Below are 21,894 nucleotides of genomic sequence, written 5' to 3'. Positions count from 1 at the left end.
CCCCGCGGCGTGCGAGGCTCCCGGTCGCCAGACCCGCTTCAGGTCAAGGTTCGCCGCTGCGACTGTTCCGCGCCCCCCACGGGGACACGACACAATCACTTGGAGATCGTCGCCACCATGACGAACTGGACCACCGAACGCGCGAAGCTGACCTACGCCATCCCGCACTGGAGCAATGGCTATGTCGATGTCGCGGCCAACGGCCACCTGCAGATGCGCCCGCGTGGCGACGAGGGCCCGACCCTCGATCTGCCCGCCATCGTCGAACAGGCCACGGCCGAAGGACTGCGGCTGCCGCTGCTCGTCCGTTTCCCGGACATCCTCGCCGACCGCCTCGCCCGCTTGCAGGAAGCCTTCGCCAAGGCGATCGACGATGTGGACTACGCCGGCTCCTACACGGCGATCTACCCGATCAAGGTCAACCAGCAGCGCGGCGTGGTCAGCGAGCTGGTCGCGGCGGGCGAAGAAGGTTTCGGCCTCGAAGCCGGTTCCAAGCCCGAGCTGATGGCGGTGCTGGCCTACGCCCGCCCCGGCAGCATGGTGGTCTGCAATGGCTACAAGGATCGCGAATACGTCCGCCTCGCCCTGATCGGCCGCAAGCTAGGCCTGCGCGTGCACGTCGTGATCGAGAAGCTGTCGGAGCTCGATCACGTGTTCGCCGAGGCGAAGGCACTGGATGTCGAGCCGCTGCTCGGCGTGCGCGTGCGCCTGGCCTCGATCGGCGCCGGCAAGTGGCAGAACACCGGTGGCGACAAGGGCAAGTTCGGCCTCAGCCCCGGCCAGGTGCTGGAGCTGATCGAGCGCCTGGAGGCCGCGGGCCTCAAGCACACGCTGAAGCTGCAGCATTTCCACATGGGCTCGCAGATCTCCAACGTTCGCGATATCGCGGCTGGCATGCGCGAAGCGGTGCGTTACTTCGTCGAACTGCACCGGCTGGGCGTGCCCATCGACGTGGTCGATGTCGGCGGTGGCCTGGGCGTGGACTACGAGGGCACGCGCTCGCGCAGCTACAACTCGATCAATTACAGCCTGGGCCAGTACGCCGCCAGCATCGTCCAGCCGCTGGCCGAGGCCGTGGCCGAACACGGCATGCCGGCGCCGACCATCTTCACCGAGTCCGGTCGAGCCATGACCGCCCATCACGCCGTGATGGTGGTGAACGTGTCGGAAGTGGAGCCCGTACCGGAAGGCGCCATACCCGAACCGCGCGCGGACGAGCCCACGGTGCTGCGCCACCTGCGCGAGACCCACGCCGAACTGGATAGCCGTCCTCCGCTGGAGCTCTTCCACGAGGCGCAGCACCATTTCGCCGAGGGCCAGGCGCTGTACGCACTGGGCCAGCTGGACCTGCGTGACCGCGCGAAGCTGGACGACCTGTTCTACGCCATCGCCAATGCCGTGCGCCCGCGCCTGCTGCCGGCGGAGCGCGCTCATCGCCAGGCGCTGGACGACCTGGACGAGAAGCTGGTCGACAAGTACTTCGTCAATTTCTCGGTGTTCGAGTCGGTGCCGGATATCTGGGCGATCGACCAGATCTTCCCGATCGTGCCGATCTCACGGCTGGACGAGGAGCCCACGCGGCGCGGCGTGATCGCCGACCTGACGTGCGATTCGGATGGTCGCATCGACCACTACGTGGATGCCGAAGGCGTGGACGTCAGCCTGCCGCTGCATGCGCTGCGGGACGACCAGTCGTATCGCCTGGGTATCTTCATGGTGGGCGCATACCAGGAGACCCTGGGCGACATCCACAACCTGTTCGGCGACACCGACGCGGTGAATGTTCGTGCCACGGCCAGCGGGTACGAGTTCGCCCACATCCGCCATGGCGACACCACCGATCTCATGCTCGATTACGTCGGCTACGACGTGAAACAGCTGCGCCAGTCCTACGCCGATCGTCTTGCCGCCGCCGGCATTACCGGCGAGGAAGCGGAGGTGTTGTCGGCATCGCTGGACAAGGGCCTGACCGGCTACACCTATCTGGCGGAGACCGTCGGCAAGGACGCCCCGAAGTAAGGGGCGTTACCGTTTACGGCTTGCGGGGGTCAGCTGCCTTCCTTCAAGGCGATGGCGCTGATCCCCGCCGACTGCAGCCGCTGCTTGGTGCCTTCCAGGTCGGTCGCCGACTTGAATGGCCCCAGGCGTACGCGGTTGTAGGTCTGGGCGCCGACCTTTACCGACTGCACGTTGGCGACAAACCCCTGCAGGGCCAGCTTGGCCTTCAGGGCTTCGGCATCGGCCGCGCTAGGGAACGCGCCCACCTGCAACAGGTAGCCTGAACCGCCCGTCGCAGCGGGAGCGGCCGGCTGGGCCGGCACGGCGGTGACGGTCTGTGTCGCGGCCTTCGGCAGGTTGGCCGCGGCCTGCTGGGCCTGTGCCTGCTGCTGTTGCGCGGCGGCCGCCTGCTGGGCCTGCGCCTGCTGCGTGGCCTGCAGCTGCTGCTGTTGTTTCTGCTGCTGCGCCTCGGCGCTGGCCTGGGCGCGGATCTCGGCATCCGGAATGCGGACTTCCTTCTCCGACAGCACCGAGTAGAAGTCGTACGAGGGTTTCTTGGGCTTCTCCGGCGCGGTCTGCTCGACCACGCCCGGATCGCTGCCCTTCTGGGCGGTGGCTTCGGGATTCGGCGCCGGCCCCTGCTGCTTCTGCATCATGGGGATCAACGTGCCGCGCATCGCGAAGGCCATCAGCAGCGCGCCGGCCAGGATGCCGATCAGCGCCCAGCCCCAGCCGGGCATGCCGCTGGAACCGTTGCGGACGGCCTGACGGCCCTTCGTCGCCTTCTTGCGTGTCGCCATTACATGCTCTCCGGGGCGGAAATGCCCAGCAGATCCAGGCCGTTACGCAGCACCTGCTGTGTTGCCGCCACCAGGGCGAGGCGGGCATCGCGCAGGTCGGCGTCGTCCACGATCCACTTGTGCTCGTGATAGTAGCTGTGCAGCGCGCCGGCAAGCTCGCGCAGGTATTGCGCGATCAGGTGCGGTTCCAGGTTGGCCGCCGCGGACTCGACCATCTCCGGGTACCGCGACAGCTCGACCATCAGCGCCGACTCGTGCTCGGTGGCGAGCAGGTCGAGCTTCGCCAGCCCGTTGCCCCGATCCGTCGACAGGCCACGATCGGCCAGTTCGCGGAAGACGCGGCAGGCGCGGGCATGCGCGTACTGGATGTAGTAGACCGGGTTGTCGTTGCTCTGCGAGCGCGCCAGGTCGATGTCGAAGACCAGCTGCGAGTCGGCCTTGCGGGCGATCAGGAAGTAACGCGTGGCGTCGCGTCCGGCCTCGTCGATGAGGTCGCGCAGGGTGACGTAGGAGCCGGCTCGCTTGGAGATCTTCACCTCCTCGCCGCCGCGCATCACCGTCACCATCTGGTGCAGCACGTATTCGGGCCAGTGCTTCGGGATGCCCGTGTCGAGGGCCTGCAGGCCGGCCTTCACGCGGGCCAGCGAGCCATGGTGATCGGAGCCCAGCTCGGTGATGGCGCGTTCGTAGCCGCGCTGCCACTTGGTGCGGTGGTAAGCCACGTCTGGCAGGAAGTAGGTGAACGTGCCATCGGACTTGCGCATGACGCGGTCCTTGTCGTCACCGAAGTCAGTCGAGCGCAGCCAGAGCGCGCCGCCTTCCTCGTAGGTATGGCCATGCGCGACCAGTTCCTTCACGGTCTCGGCGACCTTGCCCTCGCTGTAGAGCGACGACTCCAGGAAATAGACGTCGAACTCGACACCGAAGGCCTTCAGGTCCAGGTCCTGCTCGTGGCGCAGGCAGGCCACGGCGAAACGGCGGATATCGTCCAGGCTGTCCACATCACCGCTGGCGGTGACGGTCTCGCCATCGGCCTCGACCGACTCGCGGGCCAGGAAGGCCCGCGCCACTTCGGCGATGTAGTCGCCACGATAGCCGGCCTCGGGCCAGCCTGCCTCATCCGGGGCGATGCCCTTGGCGCGCGCCTGCGTGGACAGCGCCAGGTTGGCGATCTGTACGCCGGCGTCGTTGTAGTAGAACTCGCGGAACACGTTCCAGCCGCTGGCGGCCAGCAAGCGGCTGAGGCTGTCGCCAATGGCCGCCGCGCGGCCGTGGCCGACATGCAGGGGACCGGTCGGATTGGCCGAGACGAACTCGACGCCCGCCGTGCGGCCGCCACCATCGCGGTTGTGGCCGTAGCGGTCGCCTTCGGCCAGCGCCCTGTCGATCTCGGCATGAAAGGCCGCCGGGGCCAGGAAGAAGTTGACGAACCCGGGACCGGCGATGTCCACCTTGCCGACCAGCGGGGATGCCGGCAGCGACTCGACCAGGTCGGTTGCCAGGTCGCGGGGCTTACGGCCGGCGGCCTTCGCCATCATCATCGCGACATTGGTCGCAAAATCGCCGTGCTCGCGGCTGCGCGTGCGTTCGATCACGAACGTCGGCGCGACGAAGTCGGACGGCAGCTTGCCGGACTCCCGCATGGCCCCGATGGCCTGCAGGACGAGTTGTTTAAGCTGTGCTTTCACGGGATGGGCGACGCGGATATGGAACCGGCAATCCTATCAGAAGGGGCACGAAACCCGGTCGCGGGTATCGCCATCGGCCTGCGCCAGCCTGTGGATAAGTCTGTGGGCAATAAGTGCTGCCGGCATGCCACAAGGCCACGACGGCCGTCTGACACGTTTGCGTAACAAGAAAAGACCATCCAAAACAATTGGTTGAGTCACTCTCCTGTGCCAGGACAGCAAGTGTGACGTCCAAGTGGCAAATCGCGGGAATGTGCATAAGTCGAATCGCGCAAGTGCCCCGGCGCGTCGTCATGGCCCGTGATGCAGGGCGTCATGTCGTTGTCATCGCGCTTGGCCACACTTCTTTCCGTGCCCCGGCGTCTCCCCGGCCCAAGGGCACATGGGCTCACCGCGCCCCTCCCTCGAAGTGGTGACCCCCAACGGCGCGAGCGGCACTCGCGCCGTTTTTTTTGCCTGTCATCCTGCCTACAACAGCCCGATAGCGGCCATCGAGACCGGTGCCCCCTGGCCGATAACCAGGTGATCCAGCACCCGGATATCCATCAGCGCCAAGGCGTCCACCAGCACGCGGGTGATCTCGCAGTCCGCCTGGCTGGGCTCGGCGGCGCCCGAGGGGTGATTATGGGCGAGGATCACGGCACCGGCGTGGTAGCGCAGGCACGCACGCACCACCTCTCGTGGATAGACGCTGGCGCCGTCCAGCGTCCCACGGAACAGTTCCTCGTATCCGAGCACCCGATGACGACTGTCCAGGAACAGGCAGGCGAACACTTCGTAGGGTAAGTGCCTCAACCGCGCTGTGAGGTAGTCCGCGCTGTCCTCGGGGGAGGTGATCGCCGGGAGGTCGGCCAGCTTCTCGCGCAGCGACCGGCGTGCCAGTTCGATCGTGGCGACCAGCCGCGCGCGTTTGGCCGGCCCGACACCGGCCAGCCTGGGCAGGTGGTCCGGGTCTGCCAGCAGTCGCCCCAGGCTGCCCGCCTGCGCCAGCAACGCCCGGCCGGTGGCTACGGCATCGCGCCCGGGCACGCCGTTGCCCAGCACGACCGCCAGCAGCTCTGCGTCGGACAGCGCCGCCGCGCCGTGGGCATGCAGGCGCTCGCGCGGCCGATCGCCCACCGGCCACTGCCGGATGGTCAGGGCGGGCGGCGCCCGCGTAACAAAAGCCGGTGCGCCGTCGCGCACTGCCGAGTGAGGATGATGGCCCTGTTTCATGGGCTTGGTTTCCGAAGGCCGGCCGACGGCTGGCGTGATCTCCACGGTAGGCGTGTCGGGTGCCGGTGGCGATAGAACGATTCTGAAAAAGTGAGCCGGCCATTGCGGTCACACCCCGGTAACCAACCCTACCTACGCTCAGCCTCCCAAGGCTCTGCCGAGGCGTAACCGCCTCACGTGCCGCTCCGCCCCTGTGAGTCCGATGTCCGATTCCCCCTCCGGCCTGGCCCACGTCCTGCTCGAACAGGACGGGCCGCTGCATCGCTACGTCCGGAGCCGCACCGGTCATGCCTGGGATGCGCAGGATCTGGTCCAGGAGACCTACCTGCGCCTGTTGTCCGCCGATCCGGAGAGCATCCGCAACCCGGAGGCCTACCTGTTCACCGTGGCCACCAACCTGCTTCGCCAGCGGGCGGGCGGTCGGCAGCCGGGCGCGCGGGAGGAGGGCGGCCGCGACGACCTGCTGGAGCGCCTGGCGACGCCGTGCCATGCCGAGGCCGAAGTGGATCGCGATGTGCGCAGCAAGCGACTGCTAGCGCTGATGGAGAAGCTTTCCCCGAAATGCCGCGCGGTGATGCTGCTGCACTACCGCGATGACCTGAGTTACCGCGACATCGCCGACCAGCTCGATCTGTCGGTGCACATGGTGAAGAAGTACATCGTCAAGGGACTGGCCGCGTGCCGGCAAGGGATGGCGCGTTATGCATGATCCGACCACGCTCGCGGCACGGCGTATCGCCGAGGAAGCCGGCCACTGGCTGCTTGCCAGTCGCGAGGGGCTGGACGAAACCTCGCGCGTCGCCTTCGTGAACTGGCTGCGCCACTCGCCGGCGCATGTCGCCGAATACATGGCCGCGGTGCAGCTCGACCAGGACATGAAGGAGGCCGCCGCCCGCGATCCGGTCGCCGCGTCGGTCCTGGTCGCGCAGGCCGCCTGCGAACCCGCGGTGGTCGCGCTGCGTCCGGGTGCCGTGGAGCCTGTCCGCCGCGCGCCGCCATGCCACGTCGCGAAGCGTGCCCGGCGCTGGCCGTGGATCGCTGGCGCGGTAGCCGCGGCCGCCGCTGTCGCGTGGGTCGTGGTTACTGCATGGCCACGGCAGGACACGCCACCCGGCATCGTCTACACCGCGCCGATCGATGCCGTGCGCAGCATCGACCTGGCCGACGGCAGCCGCATCCAGCTCGATCGCGGCAGCCGTATCCGCGTGAGCCTGGACGCCGCCCGCCGCGACGTTGCCGTCCTCGACGGAACGATGCTGCTCGACGTGGGCCACCGTTCCGACGCGCCGCTCACGGTGACCTTGGGGCGTACCACCCTCCGCGACATCGGCACCGTTTTCCAGGTCACGGCCACACCCCGCGCGGGCGAGGTCATCGTGCTGAGCGGGCAGGTCGATGTGATGGCGCCGCACGACGACCGGCCATGGTCGTGGACGGCGAAAAGCGCACCCCAGGTCGTCGCCCACCTGAAAGCCGGCGAACACGCCACCCTGGCCAGCGACGGCAGCCTCACCCATCTGGAGCCGCACGCGGACCTGTCGACCGACCTCGCCTGGTTGCCTGCGGAGATCGATTTCCACGATGCGCCCGTGGCGGACGTCGCCCGGCGCTTCAACCACTATGGCCAGCCGCCCCTGCTGATCGACGATGCGCAGGTGGCCGGCACGCGGATCAGCGGGCGCTTCCACGCGCGTGACCCGTCCGGTTTCATCGCCTACCTGCAAACGCTGCCCGGGGTGCAGGTGCACCGTGACGGCGAGGGTATCCATATTGCCCGTCGCGGGCATGGCGGCGCCGCGGCGCGGCTGTAAGAAAAGATTCACGAAGAAAACGGTACCCGACCTGGTTCCCCCTGACTCGTATGTGACATGCGCCACGTTGCGCCCTGTCTCCCTTCACGAGTTCCACCACATGCGAAACACACTCGCCTTCTCCCTCGCCGTGCTGCTCGGTACGCTGCCGCTGTCGGTGTTCGCGGCCCAGGTCGCCAACGAGGCGCCGATCGCGGCCTTGCCGCTCGATCAGGCCCTGGATACGTTCGCGCGCCAGACCGGCCTGCAGGTGGTGTACACCCCGGATGCCGTGCACGCCCTGCGTAGCACGGCGGTTCCCGCGGGGCTGGAACCACGGGGGCAACTGCACACGATGCTCGAGGGAACGGGGCTGAACTATCGCTTCGTCACCGCCTCCACGGTCACACTGCTGCCGGCAGGCCATCCCGACAAAAGCGCCGCGGCCGCCCGCCGCGCCGACACGCTCCCCCCGATCGACGGGGCCGAAAGTGCGCCGCGCGACCTCGCTCCGGTAAGCGTGCAGGCCAACACCGTCGATACGCTCGCGCCCAGCGCACCGCCGCTGGAGGCCACGCAGCCCACCTCGGTGATCGACGAGCGCTTCATTCGCGACGGCCTGCGCTTCAACGCCAACTTCGACGACATCATCAAGTACTCGCCCAGTGTCACCGTTACCTCGCCGGAAGGCCCGGGCATGGGCAAGAACGAAGGCATCAGCATCCGCGGCTTCCAGGACGGCCAGTTCAACATCACCTTCGACGGCATTCCTTTCGGCGACGCGAGTGACCTGCATCACACCACCTCGGCCTACTTCAATAACCACGTGCTGGGCCAGGCGGAGATCGATCGCGGTCCGGGCGGTGGCGCCACCCTCGGTAACGCCACCTTCGGCGGCACGGTGGGCCTGCGTTCGCGCGATCCCGCCAAGGTCGACGGGGTGACGCTCTACACCACCGCGGGCAGCTGGAACACGCTGGCCGGCGGCGTGAGCGCCGACGAGACCATCGGCAACACGCGCATCTTTGCCGATCTCTCGAAGGAAAAGAGTGATACCTACCTGAAAGGGGTGGACGACGAGCGCGAGCATGCGTTCATCAAAACCCTCACCACGCTGTCGCCGGGTACCACGCTTACCTTCGTCAGCAGCTACAACCGCGAACACCAGAACACGGTGCAGGGCGCCACGAAGCAGCAGATCGACCAGTTCGGCTGGCGTCGCGGCCTGACCGACGATCCGTCGCTGCAAAGCTACAAGGGCTACAACAACGCCGCGTACTACTCCAGCTTCACCTACGTGGGTCTCGTGACGCAGCTTGGCGCGTGGACCATGGACAACAAGGCCTATCTCAATACGTTCGATCACTGGGCCCGCAAGACCACCGACGCCACCGACGACAACCCGGCGGATAACGGGGTGACCGTCTACAACGCGGCGGGCAAGAAGGTGTCCACGCTGAAGCACGACGTGCCCGGCAAACTGTCCGACTCCGGCTTCCATGCGTTCGGTGACGTGCTCCGGTTCGAGCGCGAATTGGGCCCCGGGCAGTTGCAGACCGGTGCATGGCTGGAACGCAGCCAGGATGCCCGCTACCAGTACCCGCTCGACCTGACTACCGGCGTGGCGACGGGTACCAAGTACGGCTCGACGTATAACTATCTCCTGCGCGACCGCACCGACACGTTCCAGCCCTATGTGCAGTACGACTGGTCGATCACCGATGCCCTCACCCTGAGCCCGGGTGCGCGCTACAGCACCGTTACGCGGCAGATGAGCGCGCCCGTCAGCAAGCAGAATGCGCGGGCGTCGCAGTACGACTCCGCCAACTACAACGCCCTGCTGCCGTCGCTCAGCCTGCACGACAGCTTCAGCGACCGGTGGGCCGGCTATGCCCAGGTGGCGAAGGGCTTTCTTGCGCCACCCATCGACGTGATCGAACTGTCGGGGTCGCGCAAGCTCGATCCGGAAACCACCACCAACTACCAGATCGGCACGGCGTATGCCGATCGCGGGCTCACGTTCGGGGCTGATGTCTATTACATCGACTTCCGGAACTACCTCGCTTCCACGCTCGTCAACACGGATGTGGGTCAGCAGCCGACCTACCTGAATGCGGGCGGCGCCATCTACAAGGGCGCCGAAGTGGAGGGCACCTTCGCGTTGACGCCGACGCTTAGCCTCTACGGCAATGCGACCTACAACGAGGCGACCTACAAGCACACCGACACGCGCGTGGCCGGTACGCCGAAGCTCACCGCCGCGCTGGGTGTGCTGTACAGCAGTCCGCTCGGTTATTACGGTTCGGTGATGGCCAAGTTCATCGGTACCCAGTACGGCAGCGACAACGCGACCGACGGCAGCGGCAACACGGTGTTCGTCGACGACCACCGCCTGGCCGCATACGTCTCCACCGACGCCGCCCTAGGCTACCGCAGTGCCGACGGCGGTCCGACCGGCAAGGGCTGGTCCGTCAGCATGGACGTCAACAACCTGTTCAACGTCCACAAGTTCATCGGGTACGCGGGTACGCAGAGCGTCAGCGGCGACGCCCTCTACTGGGGCCTGCCCGGGCGCGGCGTCTTCCTCGACCTGTCGCTGAAGCTGTGAGGGCGCCGATCGTGTGGCGCCTGCTGGCCATGGTCGCGGTGCTGGGCCTTGCCGCACCGGCGGCCGGGGCCGTGGACGCCGGCACGTCACCGCGCGTGCTGGCCCGGGTGGTCCTGATGCGCCATGGCATCCGCTCGCCGACCAAGGCACCGGCGGACCTGGCCCGGTATGCCAGCGATCCCTGGCCCTCGTGGCCGGTGCCGCCCGGGCAACTCACGGACCATGGCCGCGACACCTTGCGCTCGCTTGGTGGACGCCTGGGCCAGGACCTGCGCGACGCCGGGTTGCCTCACGACAGCTGCAAGGGCGAAGTACGGGTGATCGCGGACAGCACCGCGCGTAACCAGGCCAGTGCCGTGGCGCTGCTGGCGGGCCTGTCGCCCGGCTGCGCGCCCGTCTACCAGGCGTTTCCCGTGGGTCAGGACGATCCGCTGTTCCGCGGCGTGGCCGCCGGCGATGACGACGATGGCGATGGCATCCAGGCCACGGCCATCGACGCGCCGATCCTGCAGACTCTGGCCGTCTTGCAGCAGGTGCTGCTGGGTTGCCACGACGACGCCTGCCTCGCCCGGGCGAAGGCCGGGGGCAAGCAGGTGCTGCTGGGAGGCGACGCGGCGAAGGCCCTGAAGACGGCGGGCTCGCTGTCCGAGAACATCATGCTCGGCTACGTGGAAGGCATGCCCGGGGCGCAGTACGGCTGGGGTCGAATCGACGCCGCGGGCGTCGCGCGCCTCATCGGACTGCACAATGCGTCGTTCCGGCTGGCGCACGCCACGCCCGCCGCTTCACGGACGCGTGGGGGCACGATGCTGGCGCATGTCACGGCGACGCTGGCGCAGGCGGCCGCCCAACCGACCTCGGCCAAGGCCCTCGTCCCGCCGGGCACGCGCGTGCTGGTGCTGCTCGGTCACGATACCGACCTGGCGGCGCAGGCGGGCCTGCTCGGGCTGGACTGGCACGCGGCCACGCGGGGTGACGACTACCCGCCCGGCGGTGCCCTGGTCTACGACCTGGTGCAGACGCCCACCGGCAAGGCCGTTCGCCTCACGGTCGTCATGCCGACGCTGGATGCGTTGCGAGCGGGAAACATGACGGCGGCCGGTGCCCTGGTGCGACAGGTGCTGGCACAGCCGGCGTGTGGCGGCGTGACGCTCTGCCCCGTGGGCCGGTTCACGGCGGTGGCCGCCATGGCGGCAGGGAACGCGGTATCGCCCCATGTCGGCGACGAGCCCGTGGTGAAGCCCTGAGGTGAGGTACCTCCCGGCTTGCCCCGCGGCGCCCGCTTCACGGAAATCCGCTAAGCTGACCGACCCCCGCCACTGCGCCGTTCCGCCATGAGTCTTCATCAGCGTCGCATCCTGATCGGCGTCACCGGCGGTATCGCCGCCTACAAGATCTGCGAGCTCGTTCGCCGCCTGCGCGACCTGCAGGCCGAGGTACGTGTGGTGATGACCGAGGGCGCCACGCACTTCGTCACGCCGACCACCTTCCAGGCGCTCTCGGGCCAGCCCGTGCGGGTCAGCCTGTGGGATGAACAGGGCGAGGCCGCGATGGGCCATATCGAACTCGCCCGCTGGGCCGAGCGCGTGCTGATCGCGCCGGCCAGTGCGGACACGCTGGCGCGGCTGGCCCATGGGCATGCCGACGACCTGCTCACCACGGTGGTGCTGGCCACGGCGGCGCCTGTCTACGTCGCGCCGGCCATGAACCAGCAGATGTGGGCCCATCTCGCCGTCCAGGCCAACATCGGTACGCTGCGTGTGCGCGGCGTCGAGGTGCTGGGGCCGGCCGATGGCGACCAGGCCTGCGGCGATATCGGCTCGGGCCGCATGCTGGAGCCGCACGAACTGCGCGACATCCTCGTCGCCTCGTTCGGCGAGCAGCCGTTGCGCGGCCGGCGTGTCGTGGTCAGTGCCGGCCCCACGTATGAAGACATCGACCCGGTGCGCTTCATCGGTAACCGCAGCTCCGGGCGCATGGGTTTCGCCGTGGCCGCCGCCGCGCGGGACGCCGGTGCGGACGTCACCCTGGTGGCGGGCCCCGTCGCGATGACCACGCCCGCCGGCGTGCGCCGCGTGGACGTGCGCAGCGCACGGCAGATGCACGATGCCGTGCTGGACGCGGCGGACGGCGCGGACATCTACATCGGCGCCGCCGCCGTGGGCGATTACCGTCCCGCGGAGCTGGCCGGGCACAAGCTGAAGAAAACCGCCGGCTCGCCGCTGCGTCTCGAGCTGACCGAAAACCCCGACATCATCGCCGCGCTGGCCGCGCGTCCCGTCCATCCCTTCCTGGTCGGTTTTGCCGCCGAAACGCGCGATGTGGCCGGGTATGCGCAGGACAAACTGCGGCGCAAGGGCCTGGACATGATCGCCGCCAACGACGTGGGCGCGGGCAAGGGTTTCGAGGTGGCGGACAACGCCCTGCACCTCTACTGGCGCGATGGCGACATCGCGCTGGCCCGCATGGCCAAGACCGAACTGGCCCGTCATCTCATCGCGCATGTCGCCCGACATTTCCTCGCCGGACACGGAAGCACCCCTTGATCGACATCGAACTGAAGCTCCTCGACCCGCGCCTGGGCACCAGCATTCCCCTGCCGGAGCCGGCCACGGCAGGCAGCGCGGGTATGGACCTGCGCGCGGCGGTGGACGCCCCGGTCACGCTCGCTCCCGGCGAAAGCCGGCTGGTGCCCACTGGCCTGGCCATCCACATCGGCGACCCCGCCTGGTGCGCGCTGATCGTGCCGCGTTCGGGCCTGGGCCATAAGCAGGGCCTGGTCATGGGCAACCTGGTCGGCGTGATCGACGCCGACTACCAGGGCCCCCTGATGATTTCCTGCTGGAATCGCGGTAACGCCGATGTCACCATCGCCCCAGGCGATCGGGTGGCACAGTTGCTGCTCGTGCCGGTGGGGCGTCCACGTTTGCGCGTGGTGGAAGGGTTCACGCCGTCGCAGCGGGGCGAGGGCGGGTTCGGTTCGACCGGTATCGGCTGATTCGCCAGGGGAAACGAGGGGCACCATGGCTGGGATAAAGGGCGGGGAAGGGCGGGCATCATCCCGTGCCGATCTGCGACGCTTGCTGCCGCTGGCCGGCGCGACGCTGTTCATCGTGGTGGGCGCGTTCTGCGCCTGGCAGGCGTGGCTGATCGCCGATGAGGGCGCCGCGGCGGAGCGCACGCGCGACGCGCAGCGCCAGGTCGTGCGCGATCTCGGTCATCTCTATAACGCCAAGCGCCAGCAATTCCTTCAGGCGACCGCCGCCCCCGCCGTCCAGGCGGCGATCGACGACCACGCCGCCGCAGCCGCGCAACTGCATGCGTTGCTGCCGGCCGCCGCCGTGGTCGAGGTGTACAGCGCCGGCCTGGACGAGGTCGTTCGCGCCAATTTCCGTGAGTTCGGTTACGCCAAGGCGGCGCAGCTGCTGGCCGCGCTGGGCTCGTCCGAACCGCCCGTCGCCGCCACCGCCGTACGCGACAATCGGCGTTTCCTTTCCGTGGCCGAGCCGATCGCCGTCGGCGGCACGCTGCGCGCCTGGGCCTGGCTGGAGTACCCGTTCGACGACATCGTGGCGCGTTTCGACGCCGCCTCGCCCGGCGGCGGTCGGCTCTCGCTCCGGCAGGGCAGCGGGGAAAGTGGCATCACGTTGCTGGCCAAGGGCTCGACCTCGGTCGATGCGGACGGCCAGGAGACGGTCGTCCCCGGAACATCCCTGTATGTCGTGGCGGCGATGCCGCAGGCCTTCATCGTCATTCCGCACTCGGTGCCGCTGGCGGCGCTGCTCAGCCTGATCGGCCTGGGCGCGGGTGGGTTCCTGCTCTGGTCCAGCCGGCGCCGGCCGGTACGGATCGATGCGCCGGCGGAGCCCGAACTGCTGGTGGCCGAGGTGCCGCGCAAGCCTCGCCTGCCGCCCGCATCGGCCCACCCGGGCGATGCCCCGGGTGAACGTGAGCGGGTGGCCCCGGCGCCGCAGACCACTCCCGCCGTGGCGACGGCGCTCGACGCGTCGATGTTCCGCGCCTACGACATTCGCGGCGTGGCCGGCACCTCGCTCACGCCGGATGTGGCCCATCGCATCGGCCAGGCGATCGGCGGCCTGATGGCCGAGCGTGGCCTGCACGAGATGGTGATCGGGCGTGACGGCCGGCTGTCCGGGGAGTCGCTGGCCCGTGGCCTGTCCGAGGGCCTGCGCGCCGCCGGTATCGACGTGATCGACATCGGTCTGGCGCCTTCGCCGCTGGTGTATTTCGCGGCGTTCCACCTGGGCACCGGCTGTGGCGTGGCGGTCACCGGAAGCCACAACGCGGCCGACCACAACGGGTTCAAGATCGTGGTCGGCGGCGAGACCCTGGCCGAATCGGCCATTGCCGACCTGCACCGCCGGATCGTCGAGGGCGGCCTGCGCGACGACGGCGTCGGCACCTGGCGCGAGCAACCCGTGCTCGATGCCTACGTGGCCCGCATCGTGGGCGACGTGTCCGCCGAGCGGCGACTCAAGGTCGTCGTGGATGCCGGCAACGGCGTGGCCGGCGTGGCGGCCCCCCGCGTCCTCGAAGGGATCGGCTGTGAAGTCATTCCGCTGTATTGCGACGTCGACGGCACCTTCCCCAACCACCACCCCGATCCGTCCGATCCGCGCAACCTGGCGGACCTGATCGCGGCGGTGCACGCACTGGGCGCGGATCTGGGCGTCGCCTTCGATGGCGACGGTGACCGCCTCGGCGTGGTCACCGCCAAGGGTGAGGTCATCGACGCGGACCGGCTGCTGATGCTGTTCGCGGGCGACGTGCTCGCGCGCAATCCCGGGGCCACGGTGATCTACGACGTGAAATGCACGGGCCACCTGCGCAAGGTGATCCAGGATGCCGCGGGGGTGCCGCTGATGTGGCGTACCGGGCACTCGCTGATCAAGGCGAAGATGCGCGAGACCGGCGCCGCCCTGGCGGGCGAGATGAGCGGCCATTTCTTCTTCGCCGACAACAACCGCTGGTACGGTTTCGACGACGGCATCTACGCGGCGGCGCGCCTGCTGGAGATCGTCGCCGGCGACCTGGAAGAACGTAGCGTCGCCGAGCTGTTCGATACCTTGCCCCGCAGCGTGTCCACCCCCGAGCTGAAGATGCCGGTGGCGGAGGAAGGCGAGGCATTCCGCTTCATGGACGCGTTCCGCGCCGGGGCCACGTTCGACGACGCCCGGGTAACGACGATCGACGGTGTCCGCGTGGACTGGCCCGACGGCTGGGGCCTGGTGCGTGCATCCAACACCTCGCCCGCGTTGATTTTCCGTTTCGACGCGGACAGTGGCAAGGCGTTGGAGCGGATCAAGCAGGCTTTCCGGCAGCGTCTGCTGGCGCTGGCCCCGGATCTGCCCCTGCCGTTCTGACCGGTGTGTTCCGGTCGGGGCGGGATCAGCGGCCGGACGAGTCCGCAGCCTTCAGTTCGCGATAATGCTTCAGCTGCGCATCCATGTTCACCTGGGCGGCATCCTTGGCGGCCTGCTGTCGCTGTAGCGCCGCGCGCAGGCCGGCCACCGTGTTGCGCTGCTCGGTGATCCGGTCGTTCAGGTAGGGCGGCACCGGTTGCTTGCCGCGCTCGAGATCGCCGGCGCGGTTGAGCAGGTCGGCCAGCGCCTTTTCCTGGCCCTGCAGGTTCATGCGCGTGGTGCGGGCGGCTTGCTCGACGTTGTCCAGTTCGGCCTGCTTGGCGGTCGAGAATGCCGCTTCATCGGGATACGCATTGAGCAGCTGCGCATCGTCACGCTTGCGCTGGTCGGCCGCCGCCTGCGCCGCGGCCTGCTGATCGGCCACCTTGCGTGCGGCCGCGCGTTCGTCGGCCGTCAGCTGGCGATCCACATGGCGCACCGTCAGTCCCTGCGCATTGACCACGTCGTAGCCCGCCTTCATGGCATCGGGGGTCAGGCTGTCGCTGAAGAACGAATGCCCACCGGCGTCCTTCCACTTGTAGCGGAAGTTGTTGTTGTTCGTGGTGTTGTCCTGGGCCAGCGCCATCGTGCCGAAGCACAGGGCCGTCGCCGCCATCATGTAACGCACTGCTCGCATGGTGTCCCCTCCTGTGCAAGGAGTATAGCCAGCCGGGAGTGACAGGCTACGCCCGCCTCCCCCAAGGCTGGACACCGACGGCCATCCTGGCCGGATACGCTCAGGCCTGGACGCCGTATCGCTCGCGGTAGGCCAGCAGTCGCTGATGTTCCGTCGCCAGATCGGGCCGCTCGCCGGCATAGGTCAGCACGTCGGCCAGTGTGGCGATGGCAATGACCGGAATGCCGAACTGGGCGGCCACTTCCTGCGCCGCCGACAGCTCGCCTTGCCCGCGTTCCTGCCTGTCGAGGGCGATCAGCACGCCGGCGGGTTCCGCGCCCTGGGCACGGATCAGCTCGAGGGATTCGCGTACCGCCGTGCCGGCCGTCATCACGTCGTCGACGATGAGCACGCGGCCGGTAAGCGGCGCGCCGACCAGGTGGCCGCCTTCGCCGTGATCCTTGGCTTCCTTGCGGTTGTACGCCCACGGCACATCCCGCCCCTGGGTGTCGGCCAATGCGATGGCCGTGGCGGCTGCCAGGGCGATGCCCTTGTAGGCCGGCCCGAACAGCATGTCGAACGGTACGCCCGAGCGGGTGGCCGCGGCCGCATATGACCGGCCGAGGCCGGCCAGGGCGGCGCCTGAATCGATCCGGCCCATATTGAAGAAATACGGGCTGCTGCGCCCCGATTTCAGCGTGAAGTCGCCGAAGCGCAGCACGTCACGGGTCAGGGTGAGTTCGATGAATTCGCGCTGGTAGTCGTACACGGGGGATCTCTCAGTGGGTCCAGGGGTGCAACGGGCGCCACATCACGTATTGCGGGCCGGCCGGACCGCCATGGTACAGCTCGTCGTCTTCGCGATAGCCCGCGCGGCGGTAGAGGTGCACGGCGGCCTCGTTGCGCAGGTTCACCGTCAACACGATGCGCTCGCGGTCGGGATGGCGGCCTTCGATATAGGCCTGGATGGCATCCAGGGCGCGACGGCCGAGGCCCTGTCCCTGCCGACATGCGTCGATCATGAAAGAGCGCAGTGCCACCGCGCCGTCCGCCAGCGGGTGGTCGCCCAGGGCCGTCGCGCGCCGGTCGATCCGGACGTAGCCGACCACCGCCTCGTCGACCAGCAGCGCCAGCGCCTCGCTGCCCGGGCACACCGCGGCGTCGGCCAGCGAATCGGCGGTGCGCCCGGCAAACGGCAACTGCACGGGATGCACGGCCACCGCGAGGACGGCGGCGCGAAGTTCGGCGGTGACGGGCGTGACGCGGACAGGCGGGCTCATGCGCGCATTGTAGGCGCAGGTATGATGGGCGGGTCATCGAATGCCCGATCAAGGTCCCATGCGCATCATCTCGCTCAACGCCAACGGTATCCGTTCCGCCGCCACCAAGGGTGTCTTCGAATGGTTGCGTACGCAGGAGGCGGACGTGGTCTGCCTGCAGGAAACCAAGGCCCAGGAATACCAGCTCACCGACCCGATGTTCCGGCCCGACGGGCACCATTGCTTCTACCACGACGCGCGCAGCAAGAAGGGCTACAGCGGCGTCGCGATCTACTCGCGCCGTGAGCCGGACGAAGTGCGCGTGTCGCTGGGCCGCGAGGATTTCGACTGCGAAGGTCGCTATATCGAGGCGCGCTACGGCAACCTCAGTGTGGTGTCGTTCTACATCCCGTCGGGTTCCTCGGGCGACGAGCGCCAGCAGTACAAGTTCCGCGTGATGGAGTGGCTGACGCCGATCCTCCGCGAATGGGCGGCCAGCGGGCGCGACTACGTGCTGTGCGGCGACTGGAACATCGTCCACACCAAGAACGACATCAAGAACTGGACCTCCAACCAGAAGAACTCCGGCTGCCTGCCCGAAGAACGCGCCTGGCTCGACCTCCTGTTCAAGGAGATCGGCTGGGTCGACAGCTTCCGCGCGCTGAAGCCGGAGGCGGTCGAGTACACCTGGTGGTCCAACCGCGGCCAGGCCCGCGCCAACAACGTGGGTTGGCGGATCGACTACCAGATCGTGACCCCCGGCCTGCGCGATCGCCTGCGCGACTGCTCGATCTACCGCGACGAGCGCTTTTCCGACCACGCGCCCTTCATCGTGGACTACGCCGAGTGACCGATACCGCCGCGGCGCCGCGCTACAAGGGCTTGCGCGGTATCGCCGCCGCGTTCGCCCAGCCGGGCGCCGTCACCATGCTTTTCTTCGGCCTGGCGTCGGGGCTGCCGTTCCTGCTGGTGGGCAACACGCTGTCGGCGTGGCTCAAGGAATCGGGTGTCGATTACGGTGCGATCGGCGTCGCCAGCTACGTCACGTTTGCCTACAACTTCAAGTTCCTGTGGGCGCCGCTGGTCGACAAGTGGCGCCTGCCGCTGTTCGGTCGCCTGGGCCTGCGTCGCGGCTGGCTGATGTTCGCCCTGCTGTTGCTGGGTGTCGGCCTGCTCGGCATGGCCTCTTTCCCGCCGACGCTCTCGCTGGCGCGCTTCATGGCGGTCACCCTGGTGGCCGCCTTCGCCGGCGCCACCATCGATATCGTGGTGGATGCCTATCGCGTGGAGATCGCGCCCCCCGAGGCCCAGGGCGCACTGGCCGCCACCTACACCCTCGGCTACCGGTTGGGCCTGATCGCCGGCGGGGCCGGCATCCTTCTCGTGGCCGATGCGTTCGGCTGGCAACGCGGCTATGTGGCCATCTGCGCCTTGCTGGTCATCCCCCTCATAGCCGTGCTGCTGGCCCGCGAGCCGGAACATCGCGTGCGCGAGCGTGTGCCCATGCGGGTAGCGATCCAGGAGGGGTTCGTCGGGCCGTTCCGCGATTTCCTGTCGCGCTACGGGCTGGGGCTGGCGCTGGGCCTGCTTTTGTTCGTCGCGCTGTTCCGCCTGCCCGACCAGATGCTCGGGGTCATGGCGTACCCCTTCTACCTGGACGCCGGTTTCAGCAAGACCCAGATCGCCGAGGTGTCGAAGGTGTACGGCGTGATCGTCGGCATCGTCGGCGCGCTGCTGGGCGGCTGGGCGGTGACCCGCTTCGACATGCGCCGCCTGCTGGCGATCTCAGCCATCGGCGTCGCGGTGTCCAACCTGCTCTATCTGCTGATGGCGATGAATCCGGGGCAGACCTGGGCGTTCGTGGCCACCCTGTCCGGCGACAACTTTGCCCAGGGCTTTGCCGGGCCCGTGCTGGTGGCCTTCATGTCGGGGCTGGTCAACCGCCGCTTCACCGCCACGCAGTACGCGCTGCTGAGTGCGCTGGCCAACCTGCCGGGCAAGCTGCTGGGCGGGCTTTCGGGCTTCCTGGTCAAGGACTCGGGTTACGCGGCGCTGTTCATCGTCAGCACCGTGTCCATCGTGCCCACACTCGTCCTGCTGGCACTGCTATGGCGCCGGATGTCGCGCCCCATGGCTGTCGAGGCGGCGTAGGCCGGACGACCGGTTTCTGTCGCCGGCCGGATGTGTGTAAGATTTCCGGCACAGGGGGCATGCGCGAGGAGTAAAACGCACGTGCCAGATATTATCGTGAGACACATCGACGAGCAGATGGCCGAGCGGATCAAGTCGCTCGCGCGCGAGCGCCGCTGGTCGATCAACGAAGTGATCCTCCACGCATTGCGCTACGGGCTGGGTCTCAGTCCCGGCGACGTGTTCAGTGAACTGTTGCTCGAGCCCGGCGACATCGCGCACCTCACCGGTGCCTGGGATGCCCAGGAGCAGGCCGCTTTCCAGGAGGCACTGTCCGCGTTGACCCAGGCCTCGCCGTCGTCCCTGGCGGACGCGGCAGCGCGTAGCGACGCCAGCCCCGCCGAGCGGGTCTAGCCGTCCAGCGGTCCTGACGGCGACGCCGCATACAGTGCGCCCAGCAATCGCGGACCGCGCGCTCCCGTGACGGCAGCCAGGTTGCCCGGCTCGCCGCGAAGGCGGCGGTAGGCCAGCCAGGCGAAGGCCATGGCTTCCAGCATGTCGGGATCGATGCCGAAGTCGGTGCTCATCCGTAGGCGTGACCCGCCGAGTCGATCGGCAATGGCCTGCATCAGGCCCGCATTGTGCACACCGCCGCCGCAGGCAACGACGTCGATGGCGTCGGGCGCATGCCGTTCGATCGCTTCCACCACGCTTACCGCGCTCAGTGCCAGCAGGGTGGCCTGCACATCCTCGGGGGACAGGTCGTCCACACGCTGGTGTGCCGCCAGCCAGGCAAGGTGGAAGTGTTCGCGTCCCGTGCTCTTGGGGGGCGGGAGCGCGAAATAGGCATCTGCCAGGAGTGCATCCAGCAGCGGCGTATCCACTTGGCCCGACGCGGCGAAACGTCCGTCGCGATCGAAGGCTTCCCCCCGATGGCGCAGGCACCAGGCGTCCATCAGGCCATTGGCGGGGCCAGTATCGAAACCCGTCACGCCGCCGTCGGCGTCCAGCAGGGTGATGTTGGCGATGCCACCCAGGTTGAGCACCACGCGCGTGCCGGACACGGGGCGCAACACCGTGGCGTGGAAGGCCGGCACGAGCGGAGCACCCTGGCCACCGGCGGCGACGTCCGCGCGGCGGAAATCGGCCACGGTGTCGATGCCGGTGCGTTCCGCGATCACCGAGGCGTCGCCGATCTGCAGGGTGAATGGGTGATCACCGCCGGGACGGTGGCGGATCGTCTGGCCGTGCGAGCCGATCGCGATGATGTCGGACGCACCCACGCCGGCGTGTGCGAGCACGGCCTGCGCCGCTTCGGCGAAGGCCATGCCCACGGCCACGTCGAGCCGGCCATAGCGGTCCAGGTCGAGGCGTTCCTCATCCTGCGCCATGGCCAGGATCAGCTCGCGCAGGGAGGGGGCCCAGGGATGCGTCAGCCCGGCGACGAGGGCCGGGCTTTCGTTCTCGAAGCGGACCAGCGCGGCGTCGATGCCGTCGGCGCTGGTCCCTGAAATGAGGCCGATGTACAGGCCGTCCGCACGCGCCATGGATCAGTCGGCGCCGTTCGCGCCGGTGTCGGCACGGGCGAGCTTGGTGCTGTTGTCGATCTGCTTCAGGCGGGCCAGCTGCGGTCCGACCACGTCCTTCCGGAACTTCGCCAGCTGGGCGGCCGGCAACGGCTCCGGCTTCGGCAGCGTCACCGTCTGCGGATCGCGCTGCACGTTGTTGACGCGGAATTCGTAGTGCAGGTGGGGACCGGTGGCCAGGCCGGTCATGCCGACGAAGCCGATGGTGCTGCCCTGGCTGACCCGCTGGCCCACGCGCAGGTTGGCGAACTTCGACATATGGCCGTAGGCCGTGCTGATGGTGGCGTTGTGCTGGATCACCACGAAGTTGCCGTAGCCGTTCATCCAGCCGCGGAACTTGACCACGCCATCGCCCGCCGCATGGATCGGCGTGCCGGTGGGGGCCGCGTAATCCACGCCCTTGTGCGCGCGCATCTTGCCCAGGATCGGATGCATGCGTCCGGCGCTGAACTGCGAGGAGATACGTGTGAAGTCGACCGGGATACGCAGGAACGAACCGGTGAGCGGCCGCCCTTCCTCACTATAGTAGCTGTATTTGCCGTCGCCGTTCTTGTAGCGGTAAGCGGTATAGCGCTTGCCCTGGTTCACGAACTCCGCGGCGGAGATGTCGCCGTCGCGCAGGAACGAGCCGTCGCTGTACACATCGTCGTAGATGACGGTGAAGCTGTCGCCGACGCGCAGGTCCTGCACGAAGTCGATGTCGAACTTGAACACCTCGGCCAGCTTCAGCACCATCGCGTTGCTCATGCCGGCCTGGGAGGCCGCGCCGAACAGGGAGCCG

General features: G+C 68.3%; 19 protein-coding genes (1 of these 19 running past the window's edge). 11 read left to right on the top strand and 8 right to left on the bottom strand.

The genetic code is table 11. The features are described from left to right. Nucleotides 1-117: 117 nt before the first annotated feature. Nucleotides 118-2,019 (top strand): arginine decarboxylase, encoded by a 1,902-nt coding sequence (gene speA / locus AB8808_RS19950; protein ID WP_369925337.1) that lies wholly within the window; start codon nt 118-120, stop codon nt 2,017-2,019. A 29-nt stretch (nt 2,020-2,048) separates the two neighbouring features. On the opposite strand, the gene AB8808_RS19945 is transcribed toward speA, so the two are convergent. The 3 genes from AB8808_RS19945 to radC form a co-directional block, all read right to left on the bottom strand. Further along, a complete protein-coding gene (locus tag AB8808_RS19945) occupies nt 2,049-2,798 on the bottom strand; it encodes an SPOR domain-containing protein (RefSeq protein ID WP_036139021.1) in 750 nt (249 codons plus the stop codon). Next, nucleotides 2,798-4,486 carry an arginine--tRNA ligase gene (gene argS / locus AB8808_RS19940; protein WP_369925334.1) on the bottom strand — a complete coding sequence of 563 codons (1,689 nt, stop codon included), beginning with the start codon at nt 4,484-4,486 and terminating at the stop codon, nt 2,798-2,800. The genes AB8808_RS19945 and argS overlap by 1 nt, the downstream gene beginning before the upstream one ends. Nucleotides 4,487-4,954: 468 nt before the next feature. Further along, nucleotides 4,955-5,626, bottom strand: a complete 672-nt coding sequence (radC, locus tag AB8808_RS19935) for a RadC family protein (protein WP_369931298.1) — start codon at nt 5,624-5,626, stop codon at nt 4,955-4,957. Between the two features lie 277 nt (nt 5,627-5,903). Here radC and AB8808_RS19930 point away from each other — a divergent pair, with 277 nt between their 5' ends. From AB8808_RS19930 to AB8808_RS19900, 7 genes are all read left to right on the top strand, one after another. Then, on the top strand, nt 5,904-6,410 hold the full coding sequence (locus tag AB8808_RS19930; RefSeq protein ID WP_369925333.1) for an RNA polymerase sigma factor: 507 nt from the start codon (nt 5,904-5,906) through the stop codon (nt 6,408-6,410). Further along, entirely contained in the window at nt 6,403-7,512 is a 1,110-nt protein-coding gene (locus AB8808_RS19925) for a FecR family protein (RefSeq protein WP_369925331.1), read from the top strand. The genes AB8808_RS19930 and AB8808_RS19925 overlap by 8 nt, the downstream gene beginning before the upstream one ends. A 100-nt stretch (nt 7,513-7,612) precedes the next feature. Further along, a complete protein-coding gene (locus AB8808_RS19920; protein WP_369925328.1) occupies nt 7,613-10,099 on the top strand; it encodes a TonB-dependent receptor in 2,487 nt (828 codons plus the stop codon). A gap of 11 nt (nt 10,100-10,110) precedes the next feature. Further along, nucleotides 10,111-11,346 carry a histidine-type phosphatase gene (locus AB8808_RS19915; RefSeq protein WP_369925326.1) on the top strand — a complete coding sequence of 412 codons (1,236 nt, stop codon included), beginning with the start codon at nt 10,111-10,113 and terminating at the stop codon, nt 11,344-11,346. Nucleotides 11,347-11,433: 87 nt separating this feature from the next. Then, nucleotides 11,434-12,645 (top strand): bifunctional phosphopantothenoylcysteine decarboxylase/phosphopantothenate--cysteine ligase CoaBC, encoded by a 1,212-nt coding sequence (gene coaBC / locus AB8808_RS19910; RefSeq protein WP_369925324.1) that lies wholly within the window; start codon nt 11,434-11,436, stop codon nt 12,643-12,645. Continuing rightward, nucleotides 12,642-13,097 (top strand): dUTP diphosphatase, encoded by a 456-nt coding sequence (gene dut, locus AB8808_RS19905; RefSeq protein WP_036139035.1) that lies wholly within the window; start codon nt 12,642-12,644, stop codon nt 13,095-13,097. Before coaBC ends, dut begins: the two co-directional genes overlap by 4 nt. Nucleotides 13,098-13,122: 25 nt before the next feature. Further along, nucleotides 13,123-15,483 carry a phosphomannomutase/phosphoglucomutase gene (locus AB8808_RS19900; RefSeq protein WP_369925321.1) on the top strand — a complete coding sequence of 787 codons (2,361 nt, stop codon included), beginning with the start codon at nt 13,123-13,125 and terminating at the stop codon, nt 15,481-15,483. Between the two features lie 25 nt (nt 15,484-15,508). Here the strand turns inward: AB8808_RS19900 and AB8808_RS19895 are convergent, their stop codons facing one another. From AB8808_RS19895 to AB8808_RS19885, 3 genes are all read right to left on the bottom strand, one after another. After that, complete coding sequence (locus AB8808_RS19895) at nt 15,509-16,159, bottom strand: DUF4124 domain-containing protein (RefSeq protein ID WP_369925319.1); 651 nt, start codon at nt 16,157-16,159, stop codon at nt 15,509-15,511. A gap of 100 nt (nt 16,160-16,259) precedes the next feature. Continuing rightward, nucleotides 16,260-16,907: an orotate phosphoribosyltransferase gene (gene pyrE / locus AB8808_RS19890; protein ID WP_036139042.1), complete on the bottom strand. Its 648-nt coding sequence runs from the start codon at nt 16,905-16,907 to the stop codon at nt 16,260-16,262. A 10-nt stretch (nt 16,908-16,917) separates the two neighbouring features. Next, nucleotides 16,918-17,418, bottom strand: a complete 501-nt coding sequence (locus AB8808_RS19885; RefSeq protein ID WP_369925317.1) for a GNAT family N-acetyltransferase — start codon at nt 17,416-17,418, stop codon at nt 16,918-16,920. A 58-nt stretch (nt 17,419-17,476) separates the two neighbouring features. On the opposite strand from AB8808_RS19885, the gene AB8808_RS19880 reads away from it, so the two are divergent. The 3 genes from AB8808_RS19880 (at nt 17,477) to AB8808_RS19870 (ending at nt 19,941) form a co-directional block, all read left to right on the top strand. Then, nucleotides 17,477-18,247 (top strand): exodeoxyribonuclease III, encoded by a 771-nt coding sequence (locus AB8808_RS19880; protein ID WP_285403478.1) that lies wholly within the window; start codon nt 17,477-17,479, stop codon nt 18,245-18,247. After that, nucleotides 18,244-19,548 (top strand): AmpG family muropeptide MFS transporter, encoded by a 1,305-nt coding sequence (locus AB8808_RS19875; protein WP_369925314.1) that lies wholly within the window; start codon nt 18,244-18,246, stop codon nt 19,546-19,548. Before AB8808_RS19880 ends, AB8808_RS19875 begins: the two co-directional genes overlap by 4 nt. Nucleotides 19,549-19,644: 96 nt before the next feature. Beyond that, entirely contained in the window at nt 19,645-19,941 is a 297-nt protein-coding gene (locus tag AB8808_RS19870) for a hypothetical protein (protein ID WP_369925312.1), read from the top strand. Here AB8808_RS19870 and AB8808_RS19865 read toward each other — a convergent pair. Next, the gene (locus tag AB8808_RS19865) at nt 19,938-21,074 is read right to left on the bottom strand and encodes an anhydro-N-acetylmuramic acid kinase (protein WP_369925310.1); all 1,137 of its coding nucleotides are present in this window, start codon (nt 21,072-21,074) and stop codon (nt 19,938-19,940) included. The two genes, AB8808_RS19870 and AB8808_RS19865, sit on opposite strands and share 4 nt — an antisense overlap. Nucleotides 21,075-21,077: 3 nt before the next feature. Then, nucleotides 21,078-21,894 carry the 3' portion of an OapA family protein gene (locus AB8808_RS19860; protein ID WP_369925308.1) on the bottom strand. It continues 662 nt past the right edge of the window, so only the last 817 of its 1,479 coding nucleotides appear in the window; the start codon falls outside the window, past its right edge; it ends in the stop codon at nt 21,078-21,080.

It is taken from the genome of Xanthomonas sp. NCPPB 2632 (assembly GCF_041228075.2).
GTDB lineage: Bacteria > Pseudomonadota > Gammaproteobacteria > Xanthomonadales > Rhodanobacteraceae > Luteibacter.
The sequence above is the reverse complement of the archived record's forward strand: the minus strand, read 5'-3'. Positions and strand labels throughout refer to the sequence as shown.